Raw genomic sequence first — 11,210 nt, forward strand, 5'->3', positions numbered from 1 at the left:
TCACTGGCGGCGGGATGTGCGGGACCGTGGTGGTCGCCGAGCAGTCACGGCGCCGGGTGCATACGCCCGGATCGCGTCCTCCAGGGACGAGCACGGGGTGACGAACGGGCCCCGACAACCGGTGGTGCGTCGTCGGGGCCCGTGTCAGAAGAGCTGCGGATCAGGCGTGCGCCTGCACGCCGCGCCGCTCCAGGGCGGCCCGGACCAGACCGTCGAAGAGCGGGTGGGGGCGCGTGGGACGCGACGCGAGCTCGGGGTGCGCCTGGGTGGCCACGTAGTACGGGTGCTCCTCGCGGGGCAGCTCCACGAACTCCACGAGAGTGCCCTCCGGCGAGGTGCCCGAGATCCGCAGCCCGGCCTCGGCCAGGGCGTCGCGGTACGCGTTGTTGACCTCGTAGCGGTGGCGGTGGCGCTCGGAGACCTCGGTGGTGCCATAGGTCTCGGCCACCACGGAGCCCTCGGCGAGTGCGGCGGGGTACAGGCCCAGACGCATGGTGCCGCCCAGATCACCCGCGCCCTCGACGAACTGCTTCTGCTCCTCCATGGTCGCGATTACGGGGGTGTCGGTCTCGGGGTCGAACTCGGTGGAGGACGCGTTGGGCAGCCCCACCTCGTTGCGCGCGTACTCGATGACCATGCACTGCAGGCCCAGGCACAGCCCCAGGGTGGGAACCTTGTGCTGACGCGCCCACGTCAGCGCGCCCAGCTTGCCCTCCAGGCCACGGATGCCGAAGCCTCCGGGCACGCAGATGGCGTCCACGTCGCCGAGTTCGCGCTGCGCCCCCTCGGGGGTGTCGCACAGGTCCGAGGCCACCCAATTGAGGTTGACCTTGGCGTTGTTGGCGAACCCGCCCGCGCGCAGGGCCTCGGAGACCGAGAGGTACGCGTCCGGGAGGTCGATGTACTTGCCCACGAGGGCCACCGTGACCTGGTGCTCGGGCTCGTGCACCGCGGTGAGCAGACGCGACCACTGCCGCAGGTCCGCGTCCTGGTAGTCCAGACCCAGGTAGTCGAGGATGTACGTGTCCAGGCCCTGGGTGTGCAGGGTGTTGGGGATGTCGTAGATGCTCGGTGCGTCTGCGCAGGAGATCACGGCGTCCAGGTCCACGTCGCACGCGCTGCCGATCTTGCGCAGCATGGCGTCCGGGACGTCCCGGTCGCAGCGCAGCACGAGGGCGTCCGGCTGGATGCCGAGACCGCGCAGCGTGGCCACGGAGTGCTGGGTGGGCTTGGTCTTGAGCTCGCCGGACGGGCCGATGAACGGGATCAGGGACACGTGCAGGTAGAACACGTTGCGCCGCCCCACGTCCTGGCGCACCTGGCGGGCAGCCTCGATGAACGGCTGGGACTCGATGTCGCCCACCGTGCCGCCGATCTCGGTGATGATGATGTCCGGGGCGTTCTCGTCCTCGGCGCGGCGGCGCATGCGGCGCTTGAGCTCGTCCGTGATGTGGGGAATCACCTGCACCGTGTCCCCGAGGTACTCGCCGCGGCGCTCCTTGGCGATCACCGTGGAGTACACCTGCCCGGTGGTCACGTTGGCGGAGGCGTCCAGGTTCTCGTCCAGGAAGCGTTCGTAGTGCCCGATGTCCAGGTCCGTCTCCGCGCCGTCGTCGGTCACGAAGACCTCGCCGTGCTGGAACGGGTTCATGGTGCCCGGATCCACGTTCAGATAGGGATCCAGCTTCTGCATGGTCACGGACAGCCCGCGTGCTCGCAGGAGCATGCCGAGCGAAGATGCGGTGAGCCCCTTGCCGAGGGACGAGGCCACACCACCCGTGACGAAGATCTGCCGGGTCACCTTGCCGTTGTTCTTTTCTGTGCCTGCCTCGCGGGCGGCGTCCTGAGCATCAACCACGGGATTCGAGCCTACCATTCGTGTCGTGTGCGGGGTACGGGGGTCTGCGGTCATGCGGTGGCGTCCCGCAGGAGTTCACGGGCGTGCTCGCGGGCGGCGTCCGAGTCCTCGTGCCCGGCGAGCATCCGCGCCAGCTCGACCACCCGTTCCTCCTCGGTGAGGACCTTCACGTCCGAGACGCTCGAGTCCGAGGACTTGGTCACGAGGATGTGCTGGTCCGCGAAGGCCGCCACCTGGGGCAGGTGGGTGACCACCAGGACCTGCACGTTGCGGGCGAGCATCTTGAGCCGGCGTCCGATCTCCACGGCCGCCTTGCCGCCCACCCCGGAATCCACTTCGTCGAAGACGAACGTGGGCACGGGATCCACCTCGGAGAGCACCACCTCCAGCGCCAGCATGATGCGGGAGAGCTCACCGCCCGAGGCGCCCTTGCCGAGCGGACGCGGGGTGGCCTGGGCGTGCGGGGCGAGCATGAACTCGACGGTGTCCCGGCCGTCATCCGTGAAGCGCTCCGAGGGCTCCACCGCCACCACGAGAGATGCGTTGGGCATGGCCAGTGCCGTGAGCTCCGCACTCACGGCGGCCGCCAGCTTCTCCGCGGCCGCGCGCCGCAGCGTCAGCAGGGTGGCGGCGTGCTTCTCGAGGGACGCGTGCAGCTTCTCCCCCTCGGCCCGCAGCTGCTCCTCGCGCTGGGGGTCCACCACGAGCTCGTCCAGCTGGGTGCGCGCCTCGTCCGCCCAGCTCAGCACCTCGTCGATCGTGGCACCGTACTTCTTGGTCAGAGCGCGCAGCGCGCTGCGGCGGGCCTCGACCTCCGCGAGGCGCGCCGGGCCGTCCTCGTCCAGACCGCTTGCGTAGCCGGAGAGGTCCGCGGCCACGTCGGCGGCCACCACGGTCAGCTCGCGCACACGGGCTGCGAGCGCCGCGAGGTCCGGGTCCGCGTCGGACTCCAGCTCGAGGGCCTGCTGGGCGTGGGACAGCAGGGCCACGGCGTTGGCCTCCGGGGCGTCGTCGGCCTCGGAACCGCTGAGGGCCGCGTGCGCGGTGGTGGCCGCGGTGCGCAGGGACTCCAGGTTGGTGAGCTTCTCGCTCTCGGCGTCCAGCTGCGTGTCCTCGCCCGGGACGGGCTCCACCGCGTCGATTTCCGCGAGGGCTGTGGTGAGACTCTGCGCCTGCAGCGCGCGTTCGCGGGAGTTCTCCTTGGCGGCCCGCAGGGTGGCGACGACGCTGCGGTAGCGGGCGAGCTCCTCCCGGTACACGGCGAGCTCGGCCGCGACCGGCTGCCCCGCGTAGTCGTCCAGGGCCGTGCGCTGCGCCCCGGCGGACTTCAGCCGCAGCTGGTCCGACTGCCCGTGCACGGCCACGAGGGACTCCCCCACCGCAGCGAGCGTTCCCACGGGTGCCGACCGTCCTCCAACGTGGGCGCGGCTGCGCCCCTCCGCAGAGACGGTGCGTGAGATCAGGATGAGCGCTTCGTCGCCGCCCCCGACCTCCTCGCGGTCCACGGTGCCGCCCGACTCCTCCACGAGCCCGACCGCCGCGTGGTCCACCGGCACGCGCACGGTGGCCTCCGCGAGCGCCTTGGAGCTGCCCGAGCGCACCGCGCCGGCGTCCGCGCGGTTGCCCAGGAGCATGCCGAGGGCCGTGACCACCATGGTCTTTCCGGCCCCGGTCTCGCCCGAGAGGATCGAGAGACCCGGGCCCAGGGGCAGGACGGCGTCGGTGATGACGCCGAGGTCGTGGATGTGGATTTCCTCGATCATGATCCGCTGGTTCCGTTCAGGTCATCGGCGTCCGGGGTGCAGGTCCCGCCACGTCCCAGTGGTCCGTGGTGCGGGATCTCCCGCCCCACGCTGAGCTTGGGCTGGGAGAGGTCCTGCGCCACCACCGTGGTGGGCTGGACCATGGGCAGCGCGGTGGTCATGGACTCCACCTGCTCACCGGGCCGGGGGCCGCGCCACCCGGCAATCGGCAGTTCGAACTTCTTGACGAGCCGTTCGGAGAAGGGCGTGGCGTGCATGCGCGCGAGGTTCACGGACTTCTCGGAGCGCCGCACCTCGATCCTGGACCCGGGCGGCAGGTCCACGGTGCGCCGGCCGTCGCACCACAGCACGCCGCGGGCGTCCGTTCGGGTGAGGACCTCCACGGCCAGCATGGAGCGCGGGGAGATCACCAGTGGACGGGAGAACAGCGCGTGGGCGGACAGCGGCACCATGAGCAGGGCCTCGACCTCCGGCCACACCACGGGCCCACCCGCGGAGAACGCATAGGCGGTGGATCCTGTGGGGGTTGCCATGACCACGCCGTCGCACCCGAAGGTGGACAGCGGGCGGCGGTCCACCTCGGTGACCACCTCGATCATCTTCTCGCGGTCACCCTTCTCCACGGAGGCCTCGTTCAGCGCCCACGTGTGCAGGACCTTGCGCCGGTGCTCCCACACGGTGACGTCCAGCGCCATGCGGCGTTCCACCGTGTACCTCCCGTCCACGATGGCCTCGACGGTCTCGTTCAGACCCGAGCGCTCGGACTCCGCGAGGAAACCGACGTGCCCCAGGTTCACGCCCAGCAGCGGGGTGTCCACTCCCCGGACGAGCTCCGCCGCGCGCAGGATCGAGCCGTCGCCACCGAGAACCATGACGATCTCGATGTCCTTGAGGGCGACGTCCTCCTCGAGGATCTCCACAGGGGACATGTCCAGCCCGTCCGCGCACAGCGCCTCGAGGTCCGGACGTGAGAGCACGGGGACCAGCCCCGCGGAGTGCAGCTGCGCGCACGACTGGCGCGCGGCGTCCTTCGCCTCGGGACGGCCCGTGTGGGTCATCACCAGGATCTTCCGGCTCACGTGCTGCAGATCATCCTCCTGCGTTCGGCTCCCACCGTGCGTTGACGCGTTCCACACTACGCGAGCACTCCGACGCCGCCGGCGGTCCGCGGGCGGCGGCACCGCACGAAGAATTCCACGTTGCCGTCCTGGCCGGGCAGCGGGCTCGGGGCTGTGGCCAGGACGTCCAGCCCGACGTCGCCCGCACGGTCCGTGACGCGCCGCACCGCGTCCTCGCGGGCCTGCTCGGACGTGACCACTCCTGTGCGGGACAGGTTGTGGACTCCCACCTCGAACTGCGGCTTGACCATGAGCAGCAGGTCCCCTCCGGGCTCCGTGGCACGAGCCAGGGCCCCGACCACGAGGGTGAGGGAGATGAACGAGAGGTCGCACACCGTGAGCTGCGCCGGGCCGCCGATCTGCTCCGGCTCCAGGTACCGCACGTTGAGCCCTTCGTGGACGAGCACCCGGGGATCTGCACGCAGCTCGGGGACCAGCTGGTCGTGTCCCACGTCCACGGCGACCACTTCGCGGGCACCCCGGCGCAGCAGGACGTCGGTGAAGCCGCCCGTGGAGGCTCCGGCGTCCAGGCACCGCCTGCCCGCGGGGTCCACGTCCGGGAAGCACCCCAGCGCACCCGCCAGCTTGTGGCCGGCACGGCTCACGTACTCCTCCTCGGCCGATGCCGCGACCTCCACCACGTCCTGCTCCCCCACCGGGGTGGCCGGCTTCGTGACCACGACACCGTTGACGGCCACTCGGCCGTCCTTGATCCACGACGCAGCAGTGGTGCGCGAACGCGCGAGTCCGCGCTCCGTCAGCACCCGGTCGAGTCGCGGGGTCACCGTGGCTCGCGTCTGGCCGGGCGATTTTGGCCAGCTGCCTTGTCGGGAACTGTAGCCACCGAGGCCGGTGGCTCCGGCGACTGGGACGTCAGGGACTGTGACCCTGGGAGCTGCGAGTCTGAGAGCTGCGCCCCCGAGGGAATCAGCCCGGCGGGCAGGGCCCCCGGATCCTGTGCCAGGATCCGCTCCAGCTCCGTGTGCAGTTCGGCGAACGCCGCAGCCCGGTGGGCCACGGGCATCCGGGTGATGCCGGCCTCACGCGCGAGCACGGCGTCGACCGGCCCGAACCCCGTCCGGGGGACGACGTCGCTCGGGACGTCCTCCCGTCCGGACCCGTACCCCACGGACGACTCCTGCCGCGCGGCCGGATCCTGCGGCGCGAACGGATCCTGCGGCGCGAACGGATCCTGCGGCGCGGACCGATCGTGGTCGGTGGAGGTGCCGCGCGGCGTCGTCGGCCCCGGGACTGAGCCGTTGGGAACGGGTACGTCGAGGGTGGACGTCGCCTCGGGCCCGGAGGCCGTCCCGTCCAGCGTGGCCGCGTCCTTCGGAGCGGACGAGCCGCGTGGGAGCGCTGCGGCCTCGGGATCCGGTTCGCGGTTCACGAGGGGTCCTTCCACCGCAGCTGCGGCTCCGTGGGCTGCTCGGCATCCGGGTGCGCGTTCCACCACGCGGCGCAGGCCGCGCGCCAGCCGTCCAGGTGGTCCTTCTCCGCCGCCACGGACACGAGGTCACCCTCCACGTCCGCGACCGCGTCCCCGCACGTGGCCCGCACCCCGGGGCCGCGGTGCTCCACGGTGATCCGCGGGTACGGCTCGAAGAGCTCGCGGAGCGAACCCAGGAGGAACGTGGGCCGCTGCGCCGAGCACGCGGCCAGCACGGTGGCCGCAGAGTCCACTCCCGTGAGCACCTCGATGCTCCGCATCCGAGCGTTGTGCGCCCCCAGGATGTCGGTGTCCAGCCGATCCCCGACCACCGCCGGTCGTGTGGAGCCCACGCGGTCGGCGGCCTCCTGGAAGATCGGGGCCTCGGGCTTTCCCGCCACGAGCGGTTCCCGACCTGCAGCCGCGGCCACGGCCGCCACCAGGGTCCCGTTGCCCGGCGCAATGCCGCGCTCCTTGGGTATCGTGCGGTCGGTGTTGGTGGCGCACCACAGAACGGACTCGTCCGCGAGCGTGAACGCGGCCTCAGCGAGCTGCTCCCAGCCCAGGTGCGGATCGAAGCCCTGCACCACGGCCACGGGGTCGTCGGTCTGGGAGTCCACCGGCACCAGACCGACGCCACGGATCTCGTCGGCCAGCGCACTCGAGCCCGTGACCAGCACCCGGGCGGCGGGCCGCAGCCGCTGCGCGAGCAGAGTGGCCGCGGCCTGCGCCGAGCTGACCACGTGCTCCACCCTGGTGGGAGCCCCGAGAGCGGAGATGTGCTCCGCCACGGCGCTCGGTGGCCGGGAGGCATTGTTCGTGACGTACACGACGGCACGGCCGGAGCGCCGCACCTCGTCGAGAGCCTCCGGCGCGCCGTCGATCGCGTGCGGCCCCGCGTAGACCACACCGTCGAGGTCGCACAGCAGGGCGTCGAACCGCTCGATCAGCGGCGCGCCCTCGTCCACCTCGGTTCGAGCCCGCTCAGTCTGCACGGTGCTCCGGGGTTTCCTCGCCCGCGTGCTCAGCAGGCTCCGCCTCCTGGGCGGTGTCCCCGTGTGCTGCGGAATCGGCGCGATCGGCAGGCGCGTCCGTCTCTGCAGACGCACGCCGTGCAGCCGGCGCTGCGGAGCCGGAGGGCGCAGCCGTATCAGGGGCACCGGCGCCAGCAGCCGTCCCGGCCGTACCGGAGGGCCCGGCGGACTCGGCGGTCTCGGCAGAGACAGCGGTCCTGACAGACGCAGCGGTCTCGGCAGACTCGGAGGAAGAGTCAGACGCTCCCGCCGGCTCCGTGGGCGCCGGAGCCTCCGCCGGGTGGTCCGAGGACGTCCCGTCACCGGAACCGCGCTCCTCAGAGCCACCGACCTCAGAACGGTCGGCTGTTTCCGGCTCCGGTGCGCTGTGACGCCGTTGGGCCTCGCGCACGGTCCGCCGCGCCTCTTCCTCGTCGAGGTCGTCACCGAGGTCGACGATCTCGGGCTCGGAGAACTGGCCCATGCCCAAGGCAGCCTCCGCGACGATGGCCTGGCGCTCCCAGCCCATCGACTCCTTGTCCCGGCCCACGGCCCGCAGTGCCTCCGCGTAGGCACGGAAGAGCTTGGGGCTGTAGACGAAGCCCCGGTTCTTGTCGAGCTGCGGGATCTCGAGGGCGGCCAGGGCGGCGTCGTGGTCGCCTGCGTCGGCGTGGATGCCCGAGACGACCATGGCGAGCTCCGCCTTGGCCTCGGCATCCAGCTGCGCCGCGGCGTCGGAGGTCGCCTCCTCCATGGCCTTGTCCGAGCGGCCCAGGGCCCGCTGGCAGTCGACCATGAGGGGGAGGTGCTCCTGGGAGCCCGAGATGCGACGGTGGGTGCGCAGCTCCTTCAGTGCGAGCGCGTAGTCTCCCGCCGCGTAGGCCGCGACACCCGCGGCCTCGCGCACGACGCCGATGCGTCCCGCCTTGCGGACGGCCGCGTTCGCGTGCTCCAGCGCGAACTCGGGATCGTCGTCGAGGTAGCGCGCGGCCATCACGAGGTGCTGGGACACTCGTTCCGCGTTGCTGGGCTCAAGGGCCTTGAGCTCGTGGTGCATCGTGCGGTCGAGCTCCCGCCCCGTGACGTCCGCATCGATCTCCGGGGCCACGAACCGCGGGCGGGTGCCGTCGACACCGCGCCGGTCCGTGCGGTCGTACGAGCCGAACTCGCCACGGCGATCGCCCCCACGGGCGTGGCGGTCCTGCCCGTCCCGGTCGTGCCGCGCCTCGAAACGGTCCCCGCGGCCGCCGCTGCCTCCGCGGTCGTCCCGGTGCCCCCGTCCCGAGCCCGCAGCGGAACCACGGTGGTCGCGGGACTGGTATCCGCCACGGTCGTCCGCGCGGCCGCGACCGTCGCCGCGCGCATCCGACCGGGAGAAGCCACCACTGCGGGGGGCGTCCCGGTGCCGGGCATCCCTGTCACCCCGGCGGTCCGCCGAGTCTCCCCGGTAACCGTCCCTGCCGCGTCCCGGCCCACCGGCACTGCCTCGTCGTTCCTCGCCGCCGCGCTCGTCGAAGCGGCGCCGATCGTTGCCGGACCCGTAGGACCGGCCGTCCCGACGATCGCGGTCCTGGCGCTCACGCCCACCGGAGCCCCGATCGTTCCGTCCGCGGTAGCCCTCCGATCCCCCGCTCTCACGACGCCGCACGTCCCGGTCGCCGCCGAAGCCACGGTTCCCGCGGTCCTCACGGCTCTGGTAGTCGTCCCGGGACCGCGAACCGCGATCATCGCGGCGACCCTCGAACCGGCGATCTCCTCGGTCGTCACGGCCCTGGTAGCCACCGCGTGCACCGTCACGCTCACCGCGGCGGTAGTCGCCGCGGTCGTCACGGCGGCGGTCGTCACGGCCGCCCGGGGCCCGGTCATCGCGCCGCTCCGGTCGTCCCCCTGCATAGCGGTCGTCGCGGCCGACACCGCGCCCAGGGCCTCGGCCCTCGCCGCGCCCCCGGTAGTCGTCCCGCTCGAAGCCGGCCTGGTAGCCATCGCGCCCGCCCCGCCCCCCACCGTCGCGGGATGCGGGACCCCCACGCCATCCACCGCGTGGTCCGCCGCGGTCCTCGCGGCCGCGCCAGCCGCCGCGCTCACCCTCGTCCCGCCGACGATCCGAGTGATCGCGGGAACCGTGCTGATCAGATGCGCTCAAGGGGTGTCTCCTACTGCGGCCTCAGGCCTTGGTGTTCAGGTCATCGACGGGCGATGTCCACTGGTCTGCTGAGCATTCTACAAACGGTCACCGACCGCCTCACAATGCCCTGGGCCCGTCCACGCCCTTCACCGCAGCGCCACGCGAGGACCCTGGTGCAGGGGCGGTGGCCAGGTTCCGTTGATAATGGAGCATGCGCTTGAGATCTCTCTCCCAGAACTTGCTCGTCCGTGTTGTCGCAGCCATTGTCCTCGGCAGTGCACTCGGAGCAGTCATGCCCGAGTGGCTCGCTCGAGTGTTCATGACGTTCAACGGTATCTTCAGCCAGTTCCTGGGCTTCCTGATCCCCCTCATCATCGTGGGTCTCGTCACCCCGGCCATCGCCGAGCTGGGGCGGGGCGCCGGCAAATGGCTCGCGGTCACTGCAGCGGTTGCCTACGGCTCCACCGTCTTCGCGGGGCTGCTGGCGTTCCTCGTGGCCCAGAGCAGCTACCCCTGGCTGCTGGGCGGAACACAGTCGATCGACGGGCTCGAGAATCCGGAGGAGCACGCGCTCAGCGGCTACTTCGAGATCGCCATGCCACCGGTGTTCGACGTCATGACTGCCCTCGTCCTGGCCTTCTGCCTGGGTGTGGGGATCACGTTCGTGCGGGGAACCACCCTGCACTCCGGCTTCGCGGAACTGCGCACCATCGTCATGCGCGTGGTGGAGAAGGTCATCATCCCTCTGCTCCCGCTCTACATCTTCGGGATGTTCCTGAGCCTGACCATGAACGGCCAGATCGCGCTGGTGATCTCCACGTTCCTGCGCGTCGTCGTGCTGGCGTTCATCATGACCATCGTGATCCTGCTCATCCAGTACGGGATCGCGGGAGTGGTGGCCAGGCGCAACCCGCTGGTCATGCTCAAGAACATGCTGCCGGCGTACGCAACCGCCCTGGGCACGGCGTCGTCGGCCGCGACCATCCCGGTGACCCTGGCGTGCGCCCGCCGCAACGGCGTCGACGAGCGCGTGGCCGGCTTCACGATCCCCCTGTGCGCCACGATCCACCTCTCGGGATCCACCCTGAAGATCGTGCTGTTCTCCACGGCGATCATGACGATCTCCGGCATGCCCATCGACACGTGGCAGTACATCGGGTTCATCTTCCTGCTGGGCGTAACCATGGTCGCGGCACCGGGCGTGCCCGGCGGCGCCATCATGGCGGCCGTGGCGATCCTGCAGTCGCAGCTCGGCTTCGACGAGACCGCTGTGGGGCTGATGATCGCCACGTACGTTGCCATCGACTCCTTCGGGACCGCATGCAACGTGACCGGTGACGGCGCCATCGCCGCCGTTATGGACAAGCTCTTGCGCGGGAAGAACGGGCGACTGCGCAACGCGCCCAGCGCCACGGTTCGCTGAAGAACAACCAGCAAACCGTCCAGGGGCGCGCCGTGCGAACACGGTGCGCCCCTGGCATGTGTATGGTCCGCGAGCAACTGAGGGGCATGGGTTCCATGAGCTCCCCGGCGTGGAGACTGTCCAGACCCATCTTCCTTGGTTAATGGGCCTCTCAACGGGCCAGGCACGGGTAGTCCCTGCCGCAGTGAACCAGAGGGCCGCTGCGCGCACAGACACCGGCCAGCAACAGGGGCGACATGCGTGCCGCGCCCGAGGCGCAGGACTGACCCGCGCATCGTACACAGGACTGGCGCGGGCAGCGTACGCAGGGCCGGCGCGCGCACCGAACACAAGGCCGGCCGGACACCGGCACAGGGAAGGCCGGACACCGGACACCGGACACCGGGAAGGCTGTGAGCCCGTACACCGGGCAAATCGACACGAAGCTGAACCAGCTGCCCGCCCTGTGCCCCGGAGGCAGACCGCGCATTCCGAAAAGCGC

The 11,210-nt window shown here is 71.2% G+C and carries 8 protein-coding genes; 1 reads left to right on the plus strand and 7 read right to left on the minus strand.

Going from position 1 to position 11,210, the window contains the following annotated elements; all coding sequences use genetic code 11:
• Positions 1-160: 160 nt before the first annotated feature.
• The 7 genes from HMPREF2833_RS02200 to HMPREF2833_RS12640 are packed head-to-tail and all read right to left on the minus strand — an operon-like array spanning position 161 to position 9,324.
• Positions 161-1,876, minus strand: a complete 1,716-nt coding sequence (locus HMPREF2833_RS02200; protein WP_070636567.1) for a CTP synthase — start codon at positions 1,874-1,876, stop codon at positions 161-163.
• A 32-nt stretch (positions 1,877-1,908) separates the two neighbouring features.
• Complete coding sequence (gene recN / locus HMPREF2833_RS02205; protein ID WP_070636568.1) at positions 1,909-3,621, minus strand: DNA repair protein RecN; 1,713 nt, start codon at positions 3,619-3,621, stop codon at positions 1,909-1,911.
• Positions 3,618-4,700 (minus strand): NAD kinase, encoded by a 1,083-nt coding sequence (locus tag HMPREF2833_RS02210; protein WP_070636583.1) that lies wholly within the window; start codon positions 4,698-4,700, stop codon positions 3,618-3,620. The genes recN and HMPREF2833_RS02210 overlap by 4 nt, the downstream gene beginning before the upstream one ends.
• A 56-nt stretch (positions 4,701-4,756) precedes the next feature.
• On the minus strand, positions 4,757-5,524 hold the full coding sequence (locus HMPREF2833_RS02215) for a TlyA family RNA methyltransferase (RefSeq protein ID WP_070636569.1): 768 nt from the start codon (positions 5,522-5,524) through the stop codon (positions 4,757-4,759).
• On the minus strand, positions 5,521-6,129 hold the full coding sequence (locus tag HMPREF2833_RS02220) for a hypothetical protein (RefSeq protein WP_070636570.1): 609 nt from the start codon (positions 6,127-6,129) through the stop codon (positions 5,521-5,523). Before HMPREF2833_RS02220 ends, HMPREF2833_RS02215 begins: the two co-directional genes overlap by 4 nt.
• Positions 6,126-7,163, minus strand: a complete 1,038-nt coding sequence (locus HMPREF2833_RS02225) for an HAD-IIA family hydrolase (RefSeq protein WP_223246168.1) — start codon at positions 7,161-7,163, stop codon at positions 6,126-6,128. Before HMPREF2833_RS02225 ends, HMPREF2833_RS02220 begins: the two co-directional genes overlap by 4 nt.
• Positions 7,153-9,324 carry a hypothetical protein gene (locus HMPREF2833_RS12640; RefSeq protein ID WP_246829063.1) on the minus strand — a complete coding sequence of 724 codons (2,172 nt, stop codon included), beginning with the start codon at positions 9,322-9,324 and terminating at the stop codon, positions 7,153-7,155. Before HMPREF2833_RS12640 ends, HMPREF2833_RS02225 begins: the two co-directional genes overlap by 11 nt.
• 193 nt (positions 9,325-9,517) lie before the next feature.
• Between HMPREF2833_RS12640 and HMPREF2833_RS02240 the strand changes: the two genes are divergently transcribed.
• Positions 9,518-10,729: a dicarboxylate/amino acid:cation symporter gene (locus HMPREF2833_RS02240; RefSeq protein WP_070636573.1), complete on the plus strand. Its 1,212-nt coding sequence runs from the start codon at positions 9,518-9,520 to the stop codon at positions 10,727-10,729.
• Positions 10,730-11,210: the final 481 nt, after the last annotated feature.

The sequence above is a fragment of the Kocuria sp. HMSC066H03 genome (assembly GCF_001812045.1).
GTDB lineage: Bacteria > Actinomycetota > Actinomycetes > Actinomycetales > Micrococcaceae > Kocuria > Kocuria rhizophila.